Annotated in this window: 17 protein-coding genes; 7 read left to right on the top strand and 10 right to left on the bottom strand. The window is 70.0% G+C overall.

The window, feature by feature from the left end; all coding sequences use genetic code 11:
• Position 1 precedes the first annotated feature (1 nt).
• Positions 2–1,621, bottom strand: a complete 1,620-nt coding sequence (locus tag WMF28_RS37125; RefSeq protein ID WP_437598279.1) for a DUF4041 domain-containing protein — start codon at positions 1,619–1,621, stop codon at positions 2–4.
• Positions 1,622–2,222: 601 nt separating this feature from the next.
• Between WMF28_RS37125 and WMF28_RS37120 the strand changes: the two genes are divergently transcribed.
• Positions 2,223–2,558, top strand: a complete 336-nt coding sequence (locus WMF28_RS37120; RefSeq protein WP_437598277.1) for a hypothetical protein — start codon at positions 2,223–2,225, stop codon at positions 2,556–2,558.
• Positions 2,559–2,684: 126 nt separating this feature from the next.
• Here WMF28_RS37120 and WMF28_RS37115 read toward each other — a convergent pair whose 3' ends face one another.
• On the bottom strand, positions 2,685–2,807 hold the full coding sequence (locus WMF28_RS37115; protein WP_437598276.1) for a hypothetical protein: 123 nt from the start codon (positions 2,805–2,807) through the stop codon (positions 2,685–2,687).
• An 816-nt stretch (positions 2,808–3,623) separates the two neighbouring features.
• Here WMF28_RS37115 and WMF28_RS37110 point away from each other — a divergent pair.
• Complete coding sequence (locus WMF28_RS37110) at positions 3,624–4,226, top strand: hypothetical protein (protein ID WP_437598274.1); 603 nt, start codon at positions 3,624–3,626, stop codon at positions 4,224–4,226.
• Positions 4,227–4,280: 54 nt separating this feature from the next.
• Here WMF28_RS37110 and WMF28_RS37105 read toward each other — a convergent pair whose 3' ends face one another.
• Positions 4,281–5,060, bottom strand: a complete 780-nt coding sequence (locus WMF28_RS37105) for a DUF4328 domain-containing protein (protein ID WP_437598273.1) — start codon at positions 5,058–5,060, stop codon at positions 4,281–4,283.
• Positions 5,061–5,550: 490 nt separating this feature from the next.
• Between WMF28_RS37105 and WMF28_RS37100 the strand changes: the two genes are divergently transcribed.
• Complete coding sequence (locus WMF28_RS37100; protein ID WP_437598272.1) at positions 5,551–6,822, top strand: ferritin-like domain-containing protein; 1,272 nt, start codon at positions 5,551–5,553, stop codon at positions 6,820–6,822.
• A gap of 776 nt (positions 6,823–7,598) precedes the next feature.
• Here the strand turns inward: WMF28_RS37100 and WMF28_RS37095 are convergent.
• Both WMF28_RS37095 and WMF28_RS37090 read right to left on the bottom strand, forming a co-directional pair.
• A complete protein-coding gene (locus WMF28_RS37095; RefSeq protein ID WP_437598270.1) occupies positions 7,599–7,961 on the bottom strand; it encodes a GFA family protein in 363 nt (120 codons plus the stop codon).
• A 218-nt stretch (positions 7,962–8,179) separates the two neighbouring features.
• Positions 8,180–8,947, bottom strand: a complete 768-nt coding sequence (locus tag WMF28_RS37090; protein WP_437598269.1) for an SDR family NAD(P)-dependent oxidoreductase — start codon at positions 8,945–8,947, stop codon at positions 8,180–8,182.
• Positions 8,948–9,313: 366 nt separating this feature from the next.
• Between WMF28_RS37090 and WMF28_RS37085 the strand changes: the two genes are divergently transcribed.
• On the top strand, positions 9,314–10,168 hold the full coding sequence (locus WMF28_RS37085; protein WP_437598268.1) for a hypothetical protein: 855 nt from the start codon (positions 9,314–9,316) through the stop codon (positions 10,166–10,168).
• Positions 10,169–10,190: 22 nt separating this feature from the next.
• On the opposite strand, the gene WMF28_RS37080 is transcribed toward WMF28_RS37085, so the two are convergent.
• From WMF28_RS37080 to WMF28_RS37070, 3 genes are all read right to left on the bottom strand, one after another.
• Positions 10,191–12,437 carry a glycoside hydrolase family 2 protein gene (locus WMF28_RS37080; RefSeq protein WP_437598267.1) on the bottom strand — a complete coding sequence of 749 codons (2,247 nt, stop codon included), beginning with the start codon at positions 12,435–12,437 and terminating at the stop codon, positions 10,191–10,193.
• Positions 12,438–12,664: 227 nt separating this feature from the next.
• Entirely contained in the window at positions 12,665–13,963 is a 1,299-nt protein-coding gene (locus WMF28_RS37075; RefSeq protein WP_437598266.1) for a putative metal-binding motif-containing protein, read from the bottom strand.
• A 218-nt stretch (positions 13,964–14,181) separates the two neighbouring features.
• A complete protein-coding gene (locus WMF28_RS37070) occupies positions 14,182–14,637 on the bottom strand; it encodes a PIN domain-containing protein (RefSeq protein ID WP_437598265.1) in 456 nt (151 codons plus the stop codon).
• Positions 14,638–14,726: 89 nt separating this feature from the next.
• On the opposite strand from WMF28_RS37070, the gene WMF28_RS37065 reads away from it, so the two are divergent.
• The gene (locus WMF28_RS37065) at positions 14,727–16,085 is read left to right on the top strand and encodes a hypothetical protein (RefSeq protein WP_437598264.1); all 1,359 of its coding nucleotides are present in this window, start codon (positions 14,727–14,729) and stop codon (positions 16,083–16,085) included.
• Here the strand turns inward: WMF28_RS37065 and WMF28_RS37060 are convergent.
• On the bottom strand, positions 16,048–17,415 hold the full coding sequence (locus tag WMF28_RS37060; RefSeq protein ID WP_437598263.1) for a glycosyltransferase family 87 protein: 1,368 nt from the start codon (positions 17,413–17,415) through the stop codon (positions 16,048–16,050). The two genes, WMF28_RS37065 and WMF28_RS37060, sit on opposite strands and share 38 nt — an antisense overlap.
• 76 nt (positions 17,416–17,491) lie before the next feature.
• Complete coding sequence (locus WMF28_RS37055) at positions 17,492–17,698, bottom strand: caleosin family protein (protein ID WP_437598262.1); 207 nt, start codon at positions 17,696–17,698, stop codon at positions 17,492–17,494.
• 361 nt (positions 17,699–18,059) lie between these two features.
• Between WMF28_RS37055 and WMF28_RS37050 the strand changes: the two genes are divergently transcribed.
• On the top strand, positions 18,060–18,518 hold the full coding sequence (locus WMF28_RS37050; protein WP_437598260.1) for a hypothetical protein: 459 nt from the start codon (positions 18,060–18,062) through the stop codon (positions 18,516–18,518).
• Positions 18,484–18,981: a M23 family metallopeptidase gene (locus tag WMF28_RS37045; RefSeq protein WP_437598259.1), complete on the top strand. Its 498-nt coding sequence runs from the start codon at positions 18,484–18,486 to the stop codon at positions 18,979–18,981. Before WMF28_RS37050 ends, WMF28_RS37045 begins: the two co-directional genes overlap by 35 nt.
• The last annotated feature ends 257 nt before the right edge of the window (positions 18,982–19,238 follow it).

Here is a 19,238-nt window from a genome sequence, read left to right as displayed (position 1 = left end):
GTCAGACGGTCGCTTCGGCGAGATCGCGCTCGAAGGCGGATGCGGCTTCGGCCTTCGCTTGCGTCTCCAGCCAGGCGGTTTCATTGAATGTCTTGTTCGCCATCGCGCGCTCGACGGCCTGCGTCTCTCGAAACTCTCGCGCTTCGGCGGTCAACGTCCACGTCACCTCCACAGCCATCCCCTCAATCTCCTGACGGATTTCGTGGAGCGGAGCACGGAAGAACTCCTTGCGGGGGTTCACCTTGTTCACCTGGTTCCGCACGAAGCGCTGGTGGAGCGCGCGCTCGAGCGCCGGAGCATCGGCGCTCGGGATCATCGCGTGCACGTCAAACTCGAATGGCACGCTCGCATCGCCGAGCTCCCGGACACGGTCCAGGGGCTCGAGCCGCCGTGTCATACCGATCTTGTAGACGTGCTCTCCGAACGACCCGACGTTCGAGATGATGTATACGTGCCCGGTCTTGGTCTGCTGCGCCATCGAGAGGGCGCGCTGGTTCTTCTCCTCCGCCACGCGGAGCCGCTCGGAGAGCTCAAGGAGCTTCTGCTCGTACTTGGCGCGCTCGTCGTCGTTCGATTTCTCCACGTCTCGGCGCGCTTTTTCCATCGCCTTCCGGAGCGCCTCCTCCTCCTTCTCAGCGTCCTTCCTTGCTTTCTCAAATTCGCGCTGAGCTCGCTCTTCCTCGCGAATACGCTCCTTGATCTGCCTCTGCTCCTCGCGCTCCTTCAACTTCAGCTCCTGCGCGATCACTGCCCATCGGAGCTCCTCGAGCCGCGCGTCGAGGTACTCGGGCAGGATGCGCGCGTCACGAAAAGCGCGTCCGTTCTGGTTCACGAGCAGGAACGAATCTCGAATCTTTTGCTGTAATGTTCCGAAGTTGTCGTGCCGAACGTCAGCGAGGATCGTGTCGACCTTGCCGTTGAACGCGTCGAGCACGAAGGAGATCGCCGTGGTGCGTCGGTTCACCTCCACGTAGTCGCATGTCGCTGCGGTACCGAGGCTGATCATGTCGCGGCACTTGCCACGAGCGGCCTTGAGGCGTTGTCCTGCCTCGGCGAATCCGAACTCCTCGGCGAGCTCGTCCAGAAGCCCCGTAGTCGGCAGCACATAGCGGTCGCCGTAGCCCTCGATCACGTTCTTCATCGCGTGTGCGGTCTGCTCGAGGCGCGTCGCTTCCCTCTGCGCGGTGAGCGCTGCGCCGGCGACCTCCTCGGCGCGTCGGTTCGCGTTGTCGACGAGCCGCGCCGCATCCGCGGCGGCCTGCGCGAGCGTCGCTTGCACGGAAGCGCGCGCCGCAGCCTGGGCGGCCTGCGCCTCCGCCACGGCCTGCGCCTTCAGGGCGTCGGCCGCGGCTTGCGCCTGCGCGTGCTCGGCGCGCGCGTCGGCGACGACGCGATCCGCTTCCCGGCGGGCGCCGGCAGCGAGCTCGGCCGCGGCTGCCTGCGCGTGCGCCCGTAACCCCGCTGCCCACACCTCGGTCTGCGTTCGCATGGCGGCCGCGGCCGCTTCGACATCGACGATCGTCTGGTAGCGGCTCAGGCGCTGAAGCTGTTCCTGCAGGCCCGCGATGCGTCGGCTGAGATCTCCATTCGTGTCGAGCGCCAGGGTGAGCTCGCCTCTCACCTGCTGGAGCGAGCCCTCTGCTTGCCGCAGCGAGCCCTCCGCTTGCCGCAGCGCGTTCTGTACTTGCCGGAGCGAGCCGCTGGTCTTGTGCGCTTTGGACGCGAGGAACGCCGCAGCCGTGAGCGCAGCTACGACGAAGACGATGAGAACGAGCTCCACGATGCTCCCCCTGCGGCCAGCTGGGTGCCGCGCCTCCAGAGTACTTGAACACCGCGTAGCGCGTCCCACCTCAAATTCGATGTTTGGTGCGCGCCTGCCGAGGGTGGAAACATCTCTCGACACTCATCGCTACAGGATCGCCTGACATCGCGTCCGCGCGCACCAGGTCCTACGCCAGCATACGCCACATCGCGGTGGCGCTCGCTCGCGAACACCCGCAGCTCGACCTCTGCAGCAGGGCGGATACTCACTCCTACCTACCGAGAGCATCCGCAGAGCTCGATATGCATCGCCATGCCTCGGGCGCCGTGGTTGGACACAAGAGGTTGGCCCGCCCGAACACCGGGCTGGCAGATTGTGCTCCAGCTTGGACGGCGCGTTTGCTCATCCTGTCCCCGTTGTGCGCCCCCGCGTCCGCGGATAAGAGGCAGCGCATGAATCGATGGGAAGCGAGCTTCGCAAAGAAGCTCGAGAGACCGACCTCGGCCAGGATCTGGCCCACGATCTGGCCCATTTCACCAGGGTCGTCGCCTCGGCCAAGGCTCTCAGCGCGGACGAACGGGCCAGGCCGGGGATCTTCGTCCCCGCAGCCTGGTTGCACGACCGCGTGAACATCCCCAAGAACGGTCCGAGGCGCTCCCAGGCCTCGCGACTGTCCGCGGAGGAGGCTCTGCGCTTCCTCCGGCGCATTGATTCCCCCGAAGGACTGCTCGCGGATATCGCCCATGCCATCGAGGCCACAGGTACAGCGTCGGAATCGAGCCCAGGAGCTGTGTGAAGCTGTCCAAGACCGATGAGAGCCTCAGGACCACGGCCGGGCGCCGCGAAGACGCGCGACGGGCCGAGCTCATGAGACAGTACCTCGACCGCCTCGCGCTCGAGATTGGCCATAAGACTGCTTATGTCAGCCCGCGCTGGCGATCGTCACCGCGGCCGCGGCGGCGACCTGGATCGTGAAGTTGTCGTCCATCCGTGACGAGAACAGGTACGCCGGCAGCCGGAAGCCGAGCCAGGCGCGTGTGCGCATCAAGCGGGCTCGATTCGGAGCAGCCCAGTTCGCTTGATTCTCGAGCAATTTTTCTGGATTCGGGGTAAATTTGCCTGAATATTGGGGTTAATTATCTGAATATAGCCTTTATTTAGCCAGAGTTTAGCGACGAAACTCTGGATGTAGCTTGCGTACACCTAGAATCCAGGATCGAATCTCTAGATTTCGTCGATTTTTGTCTTGTTCGTTGGCTAGGATGTCTCGATGCCCCTGGTCCCTGCGCCCCCCGTCGCCCCGTGCGGCTACAGCGCCGTCGAGCTGGCGCGCGCCGCCGGCGTGAGCACCGGCACGATCAAGCCGCGGTCGCGCGACCGGCGAACGCGATCGGGCTCAGCATGGCGAGCGGCGGGCTCGAGAGCGAGCCTCACGCGCACCGCGAATCGCAGCTCGTGTACCTGGTGCGCGGAGAGCTGATCTGCGAAGCGTCGAGCGCCCTCTGGATCGTGCCGCCGCGCTCGGCGCTGTGGATCCCCGGGTCCGTGACGCATCGGATCCGCGCGCGCGCGCGCGCCGCTCGAGGGCTACGGCGTCTTCATCGAGCCCGGCGCGGCGCCGAACCTCCCGCCGGATTGCTGCGCGGTGTCGGTGACGCCGCTCTTTCGCGAGCTCTTGCTTCGCCTGGCGACGCGCCCCGCGCTCTACGATCTCGAAGGTGCGGACGGCACGGCGCCCCGCAGCACACCCGCGAGCCGCTGGGCGAGCGATCACCGAATTTTCCGTACACCGAGGAGCATGATTGCATTTCTTCATACTGCCCGCGCCCACGTCGAGACCTTCAGCCGTCTTGTTCGGAACGTGGACGACACGATTCCGGTGCGGCATGAGGTCCAGGAGCGCCTCCTTGCGGACGCGCTGGAGGCCGGCGCGATCACGGACGGCATCCGTTCGGCGACTACCATGGTCGTTCAGGCGCTCGCGAACGACGGCGCGAAGGTCGTCGTGTGCACCTGCTCGACCCTCGGCGGCGTCGCGGAGGCGGTCCCCGTCTCGGACTGTGTCGTGATGCGGGTCGATCGCCCCATGGCAGAGCAAGCCGTCGCGAGCGGCCGCCGGATCCTCGTGCTGGCCGCGCTTCCGAGCACATTCCAGCCCACCGTGGCGTTGCTGCGCCAGATAGCGTCTGACGCGAGGCGCTCGATCGATGTCGGCGAAGTCCTGTGCGGGCGAGCATGGCGGCTCTTCGAGACGGGTGACCATCCTGGCTATGCTGGCGAGATCGCCAGGACCATCGAAGCGACAGCGCGCCCGGGCGATCTCGTGCTCCTGGCGCAGGCGTCGATGGCCCCCGCAGCCGAGCTGGTCCGCCACCTCGAGATCCCCGTCCTGAGCAGCTCGCAATCAGGAGTGGACGCCGCCGTGTCGCGGTATCGATCGAGAACACGACACGATGCCGTCTAGCTCCATGTGGACCCGCGCCGAGCTCTCGCTCTGAAACGGCGGTAGGGGTGGGTCCTACTCGGGAGCGTCGAAGTCGGTGATCTTCGCGAGGTCCTGGCGCAGCTGGAGATCACGCTCCACGAGGAGGCGACCGAGCTCCTCGTCGGAAGCGTGCGCCAATCTTCGATGGCGCTCCGCGACCCGGCTGTCGATCGCGCGGACCATGCGCACCGCGAGCCACGCAGCAGCGATCGACGCCACGTCGGACGCGATGAACGCATACCGGGACCGGATGAACTCCGCCACGGTCAGATCCGGCATGACAGAGGCCAGCCACCCGAAGCCGCGGCTCGCGACATAGAGCCCCCACCACGCGCCGAGCGCGGCATGGTGCACCGCGCCAGCCCGCGGGGCGTGCGTCATCTCGACGCGCCGATAACCCCCCGCGCCGTCCAGGAGAGGGCGCGGCGCAGGCTCGGGCACGCCCGGTGGAGCAAGTCCGTCGTGGAGATCACGCAGCACCCTGTACGGCTGCGCCAGGTTCACGACGGGAATGAAGAACGCCAGAACCGACTCGGCCGGCGTCCAGTGAAAACCCCGCACGGGATCCAGCACGAAAGCCAACGCGACCGCCCTCGCGAGCCAGCGCAGGAACAACACACCCGCGAGGAGCCCGAGCCCCAGCTCGAGCAAACCCCCGGCCTCACGGAACGTACTGGCAAGCTGCCACGTCGACGCCGAGACCTCCGACCAGCCGAGCAGCACAATGTGCCAGGCCCCGACCAGCGCCGTGAACGCCGCCACCGCCCCCATCGCGACCAGCCCGGCAATCGCCGCACGCGCGCGCCGGCGCACGACGCGGACGTCGCGGCTCCACCCCTCCCGAGCTTCGGCCCAGCCCCTCACAACGACCGAGGATATCGGTAGTTCTCGCCGCATCGCAAGCGACGTGGCAGAGGAACGCTCGTAGGAATCATGAACCTGACGGGCGCCTGTCGCGGGGGGCGGTCACCGGGCGCGCGCGAACCCACGCGCCGGGAACGGGAGCAGGCATGAGCCCTGAACGTCTTGACGCAAAACGGCCCAAGATGGCTCACGCGCGCGTCGCGGCCGGGGAGCGGTCCCGCGGGCGACGAGATCCGGTGTGCTGCTCGATGAGGTCATATCGACCGGCGCTCGACCGATGATCTCTGCGAGAGCAGAGGGGACTCGCTCCAGCAAGGCATCTGTCCCTCCGAGCGTGGCAGCGGCCGGGCGGGAGCTTGGGCTGGCATGTTTGTTGCCGAATCGCGCCGCGCATCAGGGAGGTGCAATGATCATGAGCAGAGAATTACATGCGCGCATCATGCAAGTTTTGGGAGCCGGCATGTTCGCAGGCCTGTCGTTGGCGGTCGGCTGCCAGGGCCATACCGATGGCGGCGCGGCAACAGGCACAGGGGGGGCCGGCGGTACGGGCGGTCACGGGGGCGCGGGCGGCCACGGGGGCGCGGGCGGCCACGGGGGCGCGGGCGGCCACGGGGGCGCGGGCGGCCACGGCGGCGCGGGCGGCGGCCTCTATGAGAAACGGTGCTTTTCTCCTGAAGATGCCTGGGAGTACGCCAGTGACGGCAGTGAAAGCGGCGGGGTCGTCGGAGGCGGCGGCGAGAATGGACACGCCGAGGCCTGTCCGAGCGAGTTCCGGCAGGCGCCCGAGTACTGCATGCACTACGAGAATGGCCGGCTCGAGGACGGCCAGTGCTGCTACGACAACTTCGATACCGGTGTCGGCGGCTGCGGCCGCCCGTTCCTCGTCGGCGGCGAGCCGCGCCTGGCCGGCGTCGATGCGCGGGCCGACTGGGTGCTCGGCGCCGCGGCGGACGAGCCGCTGGCGCTCGATCCCAGGACGCGCGCCGCCCTCGCGCAGGCGTGGCTCGCCGACGCGCGCCTCGAGCACGCGTCGATCGCGTCGTTCGCGCGCTTCACGCTCGATCTGCTCGCCCTCGGCGCGCCGCCCGACCTGATCGACGCCGCGCAGCGCGCCCTCGCCGACGAGCTCCAGCACGCGCGGGACTGCTTCACGCTCGCGAGCCGCTACGCCGGCCGGTCGCTCGGTCCGGGGGCGCTCGCCACGGGCGGCGCGCTCGACGCGCCCACGCTCGCCAGCGCCGCGGCCAGCGCGGTGCGCGAGGGCTGCGTGGGCGAGACGCTCGCCGCCCTGCAGGCCGACGAGCAACGGCGCCGCGCGTGCGACCCCGAGGTCCGCCGCGCCCTCGACCGGATCGCCGCCGACGAGGCCGCCCACGCCGAGCTCGCGTGGGCCTTCGTGCGCTGGGCCGTGGCGCGCGGCGGCGAACCGGTGCGCGCGGCCGTGGCGCGCGCGTTCGACGAGGCGCTCGCCGAGGTGCGGGCCGCGCGCGGCCCGGAGCGCGCCGGGGTCGACGCCGCCGCGTGGCGCGACCACGGCCGTCTCAGCGAGGCGGAGCGGGCGCGCTGCCATCTCGACGCCGTACGGGAGGTCATCGGGCCGTGCGCTCAGGCGCTCCTGTCCACGTCGCCCACGTCGCCCACGTCGCCCACGTCGCCCACGTCGCCCACGTCGCCCACGCCGCGTCCGGCGTTCGCGCCGCGCTCGGCATGATGAGCGCGACAAGCCGTTCTCCCTCCGCGGGCTCGGCAACCCGTATGACCACGTGAATCGTTATCTGCGCGCCTGCGCGGCGGCGTAGCGGGCTCCTCGGCGCTCGGTCGTGAGCAGGGGATCGGTAGCTCCACGCGCCTTCTTGCCCGCGCCGGCCGCCCTGCTCATCATCGCGCCGATGATCAAGAAGAGGCCCGCCCCGCCGGCCGCACGCCCGCCGCATCCAGCCAAGGTCGCACAGCCCTCTTCCCGCGCGCTCCCCCCGCACCCAGCCAAGATCGCACAGCCCTTCTCCCGCCTGCTCCCCCCGCACCCGGCCAGGGTCGCGCAGCCCTTCTCCAGGGCGCGCGGGCCGCACCCCGCGGCGCGCGGCGGAGGCGTCGTCCAGCGAACGCGGCAGGCGGGCACCTTTCCACGACATCCTGATCGTCGAGGCCGCGGAAGGAAAGATCCTGAAGACGCGCGAGAAGAACGCGCAGAGCGGCATCTACGCGAAGAACGAGGTCGAAGGCCGGAAGTGCGGCGGAGCCTACAAACTGATGAAGCGCAAATGAGCTCGCCCGATTGGCACGTACCCACCTGCGTACACGCGTCGCCGTCATCGCAGCTCACGGAGTGTCACGCGCGGCCGCGAGCGAGGCTGACGGCGACCAGCTCTTGGCGAGGGGGGCGAGGGGCTGGGCCGGCGATGACCGGGCCGCGGGCCCCGCGACCTGGGCCCGCGGACCCCGGTCGCGCCGGCCGCGGCCGCCCGGACCCGGCCGGCGCGGCCGTGATCATACGCTCTTGCCGTCGAACTTCATTGTCTTGAGAGAATCGATATCGACGTCGTCCAGACAGCGGACGTTGATGGCGCACATCTCTTTTCCGTCCGGCCCGGTTCCCCGTGCGAACGACTCGACGCCGCAGACCGAGCAGAACATGTGGTGAATGACCTTCTTGTTGAACTGGTAGTCGGTGAGGAAGTCTCCACCCTGCTTGAGCGTGAACTGGTCCACCGGCGCGAAGGCCAGGACCACGCCCAGCTTCGAGCAGCGCGAGCAGTTGCACACGCCCACTGGCGCGCTCAGGTCCGCCCTTACGTCGTAGCGAACCTTTCCGCAGTGACAGCCACCTGTATAAGTCTTGAGCTCCGTCATGGGCGCATGGTGCCACAGGCGGCCGGTCGCGTGCCGCAAAAACACGAACCGCCGCGGCTGCCTGTGGCCGGAAGTCGGAAGCGGAAGCGGGCCCGAGGCGCAGCGGCAGGTCGCCGGCGCCAGGCTCCGCCGTCACGCATTGCCTCCTGTCGAAAACTTTTCTCGGTGCCGGGCTGATCGAGCGATCCCCGACTCTCGGCGCGGGGCCGGTGTCTCGCCTACTGCTCCTCGTAGTTCCAGGTCAGCCCGCCATCGACGAAGTACGTCGAGCCCGTCACGTAATCGGCGTCCGCCGAGGCGAGGAACACGGCGAGCCCGGCCACGTCCTCCGGCTTTCCCAGGCGGCCGAGCGGGATCTGCCCGAGCAGCGCGCTCAGCTTGTCGCGGTCCCTGAGCAGGTCGGCGTTGATCTCCGTCGCGATCGCGCCCGGCGCGATGGCATTCACGGTGATCCCGGTGCCGCGCAGCTCCACCGCGAGCGTGCGCGTGAGCATGCGGACGCCGCCCTTGCTGGCGCAGTAGGCTGCGAAGTTGGGGAACGGCAGATCCTCGTGCACCGAGCTGATGTTGATGATCTTGCCGGGGCGCCCCGCCGCGCGCAGGTGACGGACCATCGCCTGGCTCCCGAAGAACACCGCTTTGAGGTTTGTGTTCACGACCTGATCGTAGTCCTCCTCGGTCACCTCCCAGAACGGCGCCCGCTTCTCCAGCCCCGCGTTGTTGACCAGCACGTCCAGCCGGCCGAAGCGCGCGACGACGTCCTGGATCAGCTGCTGTACGCTCTGGACGGAGGCGACGTCGACGGCGAACAGATGACCTCGCCGTCCGGCGGCCTCGACCTCTGCTCGGGCTTCCTCGGCGCCCTCCTTGCTCTTGTGGTACGTGAGCGCCACGTCGGCGCCCTCGCGGGCGAAGCGAACAGCGATGCTGCGGCCGATGCCCCGGCTGCTACCGGTGACGAGCGCGATCTTGCCTTGCAATCTCATGGTGACCTCCTGTCTCCACGGGGTCGTGCCTCCGCGCCCCGCGATGGCGCGCGGAGCGTGACTCCCCACTTCCCGCGATCCGCTCGCGCCCTTCAGCTCGCTGCTCGTCTCGGGCGTGGGCCTCTCGCCGCCCCTGCCTTCTCTAGCATGTTCGTGTCGCGGGCCCCAGCAGCGGCTCAGCGGGCTCAGCGCGAGCGGGCGGGTCTCGCCCAGGCGCCGCCGGGCTCATCGGGGCAGGTCTCATCGGGGCAGGCGAGGAAGTGTGACAGGGCTTCACATACATCTATTGTATACCGAGAGCCATGCAGGACAGCCACCTCCCCGGGGCCGCCCGGCCCGGCGACGCGCCGTTCCTCGCCGGCGACGGTGAGATGCCGCCCGGGGCGCGAGTGCTGGAGCGAGATATGGGACGTCATCGGCCCGATGCTCGACGAGGTGCGCGCCACCGGGCAGGCGACATGGTCCGAAGACTTCCAGTTGATCCTCTCGCGCAATGGCTATCGAGAAGAGACGTACTTCACGTTCTCCTATGCGCCTGTCCTGATCGAGGACGGCGCCGTCGGAGGCATCTTCTGCGCTTGCGCCGAGACGACGGGGCGCGTCCTCGGCGAGCGCCGCCTCCGGGCGCTGCGCGCCCTCGGCGCCCAGTCCGCCGCGGCGGCGATGGTCTCGCCGGAGGAGACCCTCGCCCGCTCGGTGAGCACGCTCGCCGAGAGCTCCGCGGACGTGCCGTTCGCGCTTGTGTACATGATCGAGCCGGGCGGAGCGGCGGCCCGCCTCGCGGCCGCCTCGCGGCTCTCTCCCGGCGGCCGGTGGCCCGAGCCCTGCCGCGAGGCGGTCGTGCTGCCGCTCTCGCGGTCCGGGCAGGCCGCGCTCCAGGGCTTCCTCGTGGTCGGCGTCAGCCCGCGCCGCGCGCTCGACGCCGCCTACGGCGACTTCTTCGAGCTCGCGGCCGGCCACATCGCCACGACGATCTCGGGCGCCCGGGCCTACCAGGAAGAGCGCCTCCGCGCCGAGGAGCGGGCCGAGCTCGTCGCGCGCGAGCAGGCGGCGCTCGCCGAGGCCGAGCAGCTCGCCCACGCGCTCATCGCCGATTGCATCGAGCTCCACGCGCCGCCTCCCCAGACGCGCCTCGTCGTCCGCGTGGCGCTCGAGTCGGCGCCGTACGCCGGCGCGACCTTCCACGTCTTCTGGCCGAAGCGCCAGAAGAGGGCCTCGTGACCGGCGCGGCGGGGCGCCTCGCTCAGCCGTTGAGGAGCCGCTCGCCAGGCGCGGGCCTGCGCTGCTCGGAGACGCTCGCGTATGCGAACGTGTAGCTCGAGTCGAGCGCTTCGCGGCCCGCCACGACGAGATCGAGCCGGAACGTGTCTCCCTCGAACCGGGGGAGCACGAAGGAGAGCGTGGGTCCCTTCTCGTTGCGCCGCGGCGCGAGGTCGGGGAAGCGCCAGCTGACGAGCGTCACGGAGCGGCCCGCGCAGACGACGCGGGCCTCGACGGTGCCTGACGCGACGCCCTCCGGAGCGTCGTTGAGGACGAACAGATCGGCGCGGAACTCCTCCCCGCTCTTCCAGCCGAACTTCGGCGCCCGGGCGCTGGCGAGCGCGGGCCTGCACGCCGCCTTCACCGCGTGGTACGCGGGCTTCGGCCGGTGCGGCCAGCTGATGAGGTTGTTGTTCGCGGCCGACGGCCACGGCTCGTTGTAACACCAGTTCAGCGCCATCGCGCACACCGGCTTCTGCCGGCGCGCCTCCTCGAAGATGAACTTGTATCCTTCGCACTGGAGGAGCTGCCCTCTCTCCACGAGCTCCTCCAGCGTCCTCGCGGGGCCGAAGTAGTGCTCCAGGGTGGCCTGGCAAAGCCAGCTCCCGGGGTCCGTGCTCCAGGCGGCGAACGCGTGGTGCGCTTCCCATGCGGTGCCCTTCCGCGGCGGGAAGAGCTCGGCCTCGGGGATGAACGTCTTCAGGTACTCCACGTCCGACGGCCCCGGGCACCCGAACTCCGAGTAGGCCGTGTTGCTCGCCGTGGCGAAGATCTGGTGAGGCTCCCGGCCGTGCTCGTCGCGGAACCGGTAGTCCCCGTGCCCCATGCCGTCGATCGGCGCGGTCGGGATGAACGGCGTGTCGCGGTCGAGCTCGTAGGTCAGCTTGTTGAGGAGGCGCAGCGGGAGCGACTGGTCGGTCATGCCGGACCAGACGTTGAAGAGCTCGTTCCCCCCGCACCAGAGCGCGAGCGACGGGTGCTGCCGGACGCGCCGGATGGTGCTCTCTGCCTCCTGCTGCAGCACGCGCAGGTAGCCCGGCTCGCCCTCGTACAGGTTGCACGCGAGGTGAAACTCCGTCCAGACCATGAGGCCGAGCTGGTCGCAGAGCTCGTAGAACACTTCCTTGTTGATGATCGCGCCGCCCCAGGTGCGCAGCAGGTTGAAGTGGGCGTCGCGCGCCAGCTCGAGCAGCGGGCGGTACACGCCCTCATCGACGATCCCGGGGAAGATCTCTGGGCAGACCCAGTTCGACCCGCGTGCGAAGATCGTCCGGCCGTTCACCTCGAGCGTCACCGGCGGCCGGCTCCGGCTCTTCGGGAACCGCGTCGGCTCGTCCCAGGCGCCCTCGTGCATCACGAGCCGCACCCGGCGAAAGCCCACCTTGCGCGTGTGGACGACGGCGCCGCCGAGGCGCACCTCGAGCGTGTACAGCTCCGGCTCGCCCTCCCCGTTCGGCCACCAGAGCCGGACGCCCGGGAGCCGCGCCTCGGGCCGCTCGCTCGACACCACCTCGTTCCCCTCCGGGTCGAGGAGCCGATACGAGGCGCAGGCCGCGCCCGCGCCGGTCTCGCTCGTCTCGATCCGCACGTCGAGATCGGCCGTGGTGAGGTCGTCCGACAGGCGGTAACGGAAATCCACCGAGCGGAAGTGGCGCGCCGGGCGCACCTGAAGGCCTGTCTCCTGCCAGATCCCGCACGGGATCAGCCGCGGGTGCCAGTCCCAGCCGTAGCTCACGGGCGGCTTGTTCGAGAGGCGCGCCTGCGTCCGGTCCTCCGGAGACGGCGTGGCCTTGGGCGCGGGGAAGATCACGATGGAGAGCTCATCCCCCGTCTTTGCGCGACCGGTGAGATCGATCTCGAACGGCGTGAACATGCCCTCCTGGTCGTGGCAGAGCTCGCCGTTGAGGACCACCTGAAAGCGGTAGTCGACGCCGCCGCAAAAGAAAACCACGCGCTCGCCCGCCCCGGCCCGCGGCATCTCGAGCCGCGCGCGATAGACCCAGTACACGTCCTCGGCGAAGCGAAGCTGCCGGAAGTTGTCCCCGACGGTGTAGTCGGGGAGCCCCTTGGCCCTGGCCCAGTCGAGCTGCACCGCGCCAGGGACCTTCGCGGGGACGAGCTCCGCGGGAGGGACGGAGGGATCCCTGGTGAACCCGACCTCCCACGTCAGCGGGGCGAGCGGGTACGAGGCGGCGACGTGCTCCGAAGCGAAGCGTGAGGTGCTGGGCATGGGAATGGCCCCGTTCATAGCGCTCCGCCGCGCCGTCCGGAAGATGAAGATCGGCGAGCGGCAAACGGTAAACCGCACACTGCACGCCGCACAGGGGGCGCCGCGCGCGGTCACGCGGGGACATCGCGTCAGCGTGGTCGCGCGCCTCGCGCCGGCGCCGGCCCAGACTCAGTGTTTGCCGACGCGGCGGTAGAGCATGCGTGTCACCTCGGGCTCGGGAGGAGGAGCTACCGCGCCGTGACGGCCCTCCGCAGGCGCCGCAACGCGAGGAGGGCGAGCGGCGAGAGGGCGAGCAGCCGCCACGGCGACCCGCCTTGGGGGTCGACGGCGCAGCCGCCGCCGTTCGTGCCGCCCTCGTCGGGCGCGCCGCCGCCCGAGGCCCCGGAGGACCCCACACCGGCGCTGACGGCGCTGACGGCGCTGCCGGGGGTCCCGCCACCGTTCCCGCCGCTGCACGTGCCGTTCGGGCAGCCCTCGCCGGGCGCGCAGAGGCCGGGATCCTCGTCGGTCTCGCCGTCGCAGTCGTCGTCGACCCCGTTGCACACCTCGGGGCTCGGTTCTCCGGGCGTGCACGACCCAGGGGTGCATGCGATCGCCTCGCGCGCGCACATCCCGACGCCGCACACCTCGCGCACGCCCTCGTCCACCCGCCCATCGCAGTCGTCGTCGTACAGATTGCATGTCTCGACCGCGTCCGGGTGGACGTCAGGGGACTTGTCGTTGCAATCGTTCGCGCTCGGCGCGTAGCCGGCGGGAGGGCACTTCGCCTCGACGGTCGCGCCGAAGAGCGACCCGTATCCGTCGCCGTCGGCGTCTTCGTACTGGGTGGTCACCACCAGGTCCTCGTCGATCTCGCCGTCGCAGTCGTCGTCGAGCCCGTTGCAGACCTCCACCTGATCGGGGTGGACGTCGACCCTGTAGTCGTCGCAATCCCCGCCGCGGGGGGCGTGCTCGGCGGGCTGGACGCAATCGACCCTGGGCACGCCGGAGTCGCCGTATCCGTCTCCGTCGCGGTCGAGGTAATACGTCACTCCCTCGCATCCGTACGCGAACGCGGCGCTGGTGGCCGACGCGCCGTCTCCGCGAGAGCCGTTGTCGCCGTTGGCCGAGACGGCCCACACCTCGACGACGACGCCGCCCGGCGCTCCCGGCGCGATCCACTGCGCGTCGAAGCGAACGACCCCGCCGCTCGCCCGCTTCGGCGCGTCGTGGACGAGCTGCCGCTCGTCGATGAGGCGGGTGCCTTGACCGGCGATGGGGGAGAGCCGACCCGTCCCGGTGCGGAGATAGATGCCGCCCGAGTTGGCGGCCTGGATCTGCACCTGCAGAGTCACTGCCTCGCCGGCCGCCGGGTTCTTCGGGCTATGGTCGATGGTGATACCGGGCGTCGCGCCGCCGCTGTGGCAGCCGTTGCACCCCTCCACCGCCGTCCCGTTGCGGCGCGCATGGGCCTGCGACGCGACCAGCGTGGCCAAGAGGGCCACGCTCACCGAGAGGGCCGGTGAAGAAAGCGATGTACTTCGCATGCGTCTCGCCGCGCAGGTCGGGCTCGCGAGCTCCGCGCGCTCCGCTGCGAAGCTCAGGGATAGCCGCCCTCGCTGGGCACGACAAGCGCGTATGCGCAGAGCGAAACATTGTGCTGTGACCATCGACCATCGACCATCCAGCGCTGTTCTCGTTTCGGCGCCAGCGGGGCAGCGGGTGTCGCGGAGCGCGTCGCCGTTCGGCGCGACGCGTCAGCGCGTTACGCGAGCCGGGCGTGCTGCGGCCGCGTCACGTCGCAGACGACACCGTGGTACTTGAGCAGGCCCTCATCGAGGGTCACGACGGTCGCGTCGGTGCGGTGGGCGGCCCACAGATACACGAGGTCGGTGGCGTTGGCGAAGGGCCTGCGGCCGCGCATGCGCTTCGTCAGCAGGGCGAGGAACTCGGTGACGGCGCCCTCGTCCGCGGGCGCGACCAGCTCGACCTCGAGGCCTCTCAGCGCGCTCGCGGCCGCGGGCGCGCCACGGCGCGAGGCCGCGAGCCGTTGCTCGGCCACGTACACCTCCAGCCACAGCTCGGGCGGCGCGAGCACGCGCGCCGCGCCCGCGGCCACGGCCGCGCGGGCGCGCTCGAGAAAGGCGAGCGCGTCCGCGTGCCCGGCCTCGGCGGGCTTCATCGAGGCGATGGCGACGGAGCTGTCGAGCACGATCCGCATGATGGATGGCACACGCTGGCACGGCGAGGGGCCCCTGTCGGCCGGAAACACGTGTGTTTCTACGGTACATGCCTTGCTTATCACCGCTCATGCGAACCTTCCTCCTCCGCATTCTCGTCGCGTCCCAGTGGGGCGCGAGCCTCGCTCTGGCCTCCGGCTGCGGCCCGCAAGTCGAGACCGGCGGGGGCTCGACCCCGCCTGAAGGCGCATCGTCGCAGTCCGGCGGGGGCTCGACCTCGTCGGGAGGCGCATCGTCGCAGTCCGGGGGCGGCGGCGAGCCCGGCCCTCCCGACGCCTCGGCGCCGCTCGATCCCTACCCGGATCCGACCTGCGTCGGGCCGGAGCACGACGGCGGCTATTACGGCCGGTGCTGTTACGAGGTGCACTGCGCGGCGCCGGTCGACGGCGCCTGCCCCGCGGCCTCCGAGGCTGCGCCGCACCTCGACGACCTCCCGCCCGGCTCGGGAACCTGCATGTGCGACGGCGGCGGCGAGGGCGGGGCCGAGGCGATCCAGGGCCCCTACGCGAACCGCACGGCGTCGGCTCCCGCGAGCTGCTGCTATCTCGTCGGAGCCATCAGCTGTGAGGGGCGCCCTCTCCTGGTCCGCGGCGAGCCTCGCGTCGCGCCGCTCGCGCGCGCTCCGAGCGCCTGGTCGCACACCGCCTTGCGGCGCTTCGAGCGCGAGCTCGCCGACACCGATCTGAGCGAGCTCACGCCGGACGAGCGCCGCGAGCTCGGTAGGCGCTGGGCCGAGCGCGGCCAGAACGAGCACGCCTCGGTCGCCTCCTTCGGCCGCTTCGCGTTCGGGCTGATGGCGCACGGCGCGCCTCCCCAGCTGCTCGAGGCGGCGCACCGCGCCGCGGTCGACGAGGTGCGGCACGCGCGCCTCGCGCTGGCGATCGCCTCGGCCTACGCAGGAGCGCCGGTGGGCGTGGGCCCGCTGCCCCTGCACGGCGTGCTCGACGACATCGGCTCGCTCGAGGCCCTCACGCTTGCCACCGTCGTGGAGGGCTGCGTCGGAGAGACCCTCTCGGCCATCGAGGCGGAGGTCGCGGCCCAGGCGGCGCAGCCGCCGGCGGTGCGCATGGCGCTCCAGGCGATCGCGCGCGACGAGGCGCGCCACGCGGAGCTCGCCTGGGCGTTCGTCCGCTGGGCCCTCGCCACGGGCGGCGCGGGCCTTCGTGCGCGCGTCGCCGTGGCCTTCGCGCGCGCGCTCGACCAGGTGGCCTCCGAGGCGCCCGGCAGCGCCGGCCGCGATCTCCCGCTGTCCCACGGCTTCCTGCCCGCCGACGAGCTCCACCGGATGCGACAGCAGGCCATCGCCGACGTGCTCCGCCCGGCCGCCGCCGCGCTCGTTGCCTCGCACTTTCCGTCAGCAGATCGAGAGCTTGGCGGCGCTTGCGGGAATGTCATCCTGAGCGCTGGCACGACGTACCTGACGACGTGAAGCTCGCGTCGAGGAGCGCCCCTTCGCCTGGGCTGTTCGGCGCGGGCGGCTCGCGCCCTGTCGTTGTCTCGCGCCGCTCCCGCCAGAGCAGGAACATGCCGAGCGCGTACATCACGAGCAGCACATACAGGTTCACCGAGAGAGCGATCCGCGGCAAAGACCCCTTGAAGCGGTCATAGATGTACGGAAAATCGATGGTGGCGAGCGAGAACAGGACCACGAGCGCGCCCATCTCGATCCGGCGCTCCTGCTCCGCCGCGCGGTCCAGCGCGTAGAGCGCGGCCGGGAAGAGGTAGAGCACGTGGTGTACGTAGGTGAACGGGCTCGCCACGATCATCGTGACGAGCAGCGGCAGGAGCAGCCGCAGCGAGCGCGACGGGGAGGGGGAGCGGCCGCCCAGCGCGAGCGCGCCGCCGAGGAGGAGCAGGATGGTGATCACCGACGCGGTCCTGATGGCGGCCGCGTCCTCGCCGAAGAGCCGCGCGTAGAAGCCGGCGACCGAGAAATTCGGCGCCGACCCCGCGTCGAAGAGGCCCGGGATCTTGGCCCCGTGGGACATGCGCGGCAGCCGCCGCAGGAACTCGAGCCACGCCGGCGCGGCGCCGAACGGCAAGCTGATCAGGACGAGGGCGGCGAGCCCGGCGGCCAGGCCGGCGAGCGCGCGGAAGCGCCGCTGGATGATCCAGGGGAGCGCGAGCAGGATCGGCGTGACCTTGATCCCCGCGGCGACCGCGAGGGCGAGCCCCGCGGCGGTGTCCTTGCGCGCGACCGAGAGCGCGAGCGCGGCGCAGATGAACGCGAGGACGAGCGGGTTCACCTGCCCCATCCCGAGGCTGTTGCGCAGGTTGAGCCCCCACGTGAGGAAGGCGATGAGCGCGATGAGGACGGTGGGGACCGCGATGCGGCGGGCCGCGCCGAGGGGGTCCTGCGTCGCGCGGCGGACGGCGACCACGGCGAACGTCGCGGCGAGGCCGTAGCTGACCACGGCGATGCTCGACCAGACCTGCTGTGCGATGTTCGGGCGCAGGCGGGTGAGCCACGAGAAGGTGTGCGCGAAGAACGGCGGATACAGGTAGGGGTACACCGGGACGTGCGGCAGCCGCATCTCCTTCGCGATCGACCCGAGGACCTTGACGTCGTACACGTCGAGGTCCCGGCGGGCCGCGACGGCGGCCGCGTAGAACGACTTGAAATCCATCGCGACCGACTGCTTGAGAACGATATCGAGGACACAGAGCCAGGCGGCAGCCGTGGAGAACGCGAATATCGCGATATAACACGAGAATTCGCCCGAGATGCGCTTCTTGACGGCGGCTGCGAATGCTGTCACGGTGCTTACCTTTTTGCCGTGTCGGTCCAGGAAGTCAAGTATCCTGGCCGGGGACCGGCTCCGCCGATGCCGCGGATCACGCCGGCACGCTTGCGCTGCTCCGTGCGGCCTGCCTCTCTCGCTCGAGCTCGTAGAAGAGCGGCCCGTCGTACATGCGGCGCACCTGCTCGCGCGTCAGCTTCCCCCCTTTGCCAGCGAGCGCGTAGAGCACCGACCAGTCGCCTGCTGACGCCAGGAACCCGAGCAGATCGAACAGGTCGCGATCTCCCAGCGCGCGCGCCACGAGCCAGCGTGGTGTAGGCAATACTGCGCAGCCGAGTGAACTCGTTGGATCTATTGGTTTCTTGTAGGCGGATCAGTGGATCCGTACTTTTTGTACGTTCTTGTCAAATGCCGGTCGTTGGCGGAAAATTCTTAACAGGTCGAAATGGCTTTGCGCGGGTTATCCTCTCGGCGTCGACGTGGTGTCGGCGCTCGAACCGCAGCCCGTCCGCCTCAGTGACCTCGTGCAGCAGCGTGTCTCCGCACCAGCGAAAGCGCGTGCGCCTGAGCCTCTATGTCTCTTGATTGCCGCGCGAGACGGGAATCAAGGAACGTTTTCATGCCATGACACGGTGTGGAGCGACGTAGGGAGGTTGTTGATTATGCACCAACGATTCAATTCCATCGCGCTGGCGATCGGCGCGGCGGCCCTCGGGCCGCTCGCAGGCTGCGTAGCCGCCGATGGGACCGACGAGGAAGCGATGCCGGCCCTCTTCGACGAGCAGGCCGATGAGCCCGTCGCCGAGGCCGCGCAGCCCATCACCGTATCCGGAATGGGCCATTACTGCAGCGTGACCTGGCCCAACGGGGGCTGGGTGTTCCTGTGGGATTCGGGCGCCAACAGCGATCCGTGCGCCACGGCCACCGGGCAATATGGTCCCGGCGGCACGATCCGCCGCGCCGGCGTCTACTCCGTTTCCGGAGTCAACAACGTCGTCGCCCGCTGCGACGGCGGCGTCACGATCTGGGTCAGCACCGGCGGCTGGCCGCTCCAGCTTGCCTACGACGAACGGCCACGACTGGACCATGCCGGCAGGCAGAGACATCATCGCCGTGGCTGACGGCGTCGTGCGCAAGTCGCGGTGGCTCACTACCAATTGTACCAACTCCAATTCGCCGACCCAGGGCGAGGTCTACATCGATCATGAGGTGACGCGCTCCCCGTCGACGTACACCGAGAAGTTCACGTCCGCCTACTTCCATCTCAATGTGCTCTCGGTCGCGGACGGAGCTACGGTGACCACGGGGCAGAAGATCGGCGAGGTCGGGTGGGTGGGGTGCTCGTCGGAGTCGCACCTGCACTTCGCCGTCATCCGCATGAACAACACGGCGACCGACCGCACCGAGACGCTCACCATCGACGCCGCCGGCAACGACGGCTGGCGCAACGTGATCGAGCCCTACGGCTTCGATCCGCCGGCGGGCTTCGATCCGTGGGGCTGGAGGGCGTACAGCATCGACGCCGGCGCGCTGAGCATCGATCTCTGGAACACCGGACAGGCGCCGACGACGGGGACCTGGTAGTCGGGCCGCGGCGTCCGGCGACGCTGTCGAGCTTGGCGCGCCAGGCGCCGGACGCCCAGCACGACGATAGGAGCGGCGCGAGGGCCGCGGGGGCGCGGGCGAGAGCCGTCGAGCTCACCGCCGTCCACGCGGCTCCTCGGCCCTGCCAGCCACGGCCGCCCGAACCTGAGGAGCAGTCCGAGCCACCTCTTCGCCAGGTAGAGGCCGTTGATCAGCACGTAGATCCAGAAGAACACGTCGAGCCGGCCCGCACGCGC

Source organism: Sorangium sp. So ce590, from assembly GCF_051521365.1.
Classification (GTDB): Bacteria; Myxococcota_A; Polyangia; order Polyangiales; family Polyangiaceae; genus Sorangium.
The sequence above is the reverse complement of the archived record's forward strand: the minus strand, read 5'-3'. Positions and strand labels throughout refer to the sequence as shown.

Excerpts from the sequence above, each read along its gene's own strand:
- WMF28_RS37120 (WP_437598277.1), top strand. The coding sequence starts at position 2,223 with ATGGGAAGCGAGCTTCGCAAAGAAGCTCGAGAGACCGACCTCGGCCAG.
- WMF28_RS37115 (WP_437598276.1), bottom strand. The coding sequence starts at position 2,807 with ATGCGCACACGCGCCTGGCTCGGCTTCCGGCTGCCGGCGTACCTGTTC.
- WMF28_RS37100 (WP_437598272.1), top strand. The coding sequence starts at position 5,551 with ATGCAAGTTTTGGGAGCCGGCATGTTCGCAGGCCTGTCGTTGGCGGTC.
- WMF28_RS37095 (WP_437598270.1), bottom strand. The coding sequence starts at position 7,961 with ATGACGGAGCTCAAGACTTATACAGGTGGCTGTCACTGCGGAAAGGTT.
- WMF28_RS37090 (WP_437598269.1), bottom strand. The coding sequence starts at position 8,947 with ATGAGATTGCAAGGCAAGATCGCGCTCGTCACCGGTAGCAGCCGGGGC.
- WMF28_RS37080 (WP_437598267.1), bottom strand. The coding sequence starts at position 12,437 with ATGCCCAGCACCTCACGCTTCGCTTCGGAGCACGTCGCCGCCTCGTAC.
- WMF28_RS37075 (WP_437598266.1), bottom strand. The coding sequence starts at position 13,963 with ATGCGAAGTACATCGCTTTCTTCACCGGCCCTCTCGGTGAGCGTGGCC.
- WMF28_RS37070 (WP_437598265.1), bottom strand. The coding sequence starts at position 14,637 with ATGCGGATCGTGCTCGACAGCTCCGTCGCCATCGCCTCGATGAAGCCC.
- WMF28_RS37065 (WP_437598264.1), top strand. The coding sequence starts at position 14,727 with ATGCGAACCTTCCTCCTCCGCATTCTCGTCGCGTCCCAGTGGGGCGCG.
- WMF28_RS37050 (WP_437598260.1), top strand. The coding sequence starts at position 18,060 with ATGCACCAACGATTCAATTCCATCGCGCTGGCGATCGGCGCGGCGGCC.
- WMF28_RS37045 (WP_437598259.1), top strand. The coding sequence starts at position 18,484 with ATGCCGGCAGGCAGAGACATCATCGCCGTGGCTGACGGCGTCGTGCGC.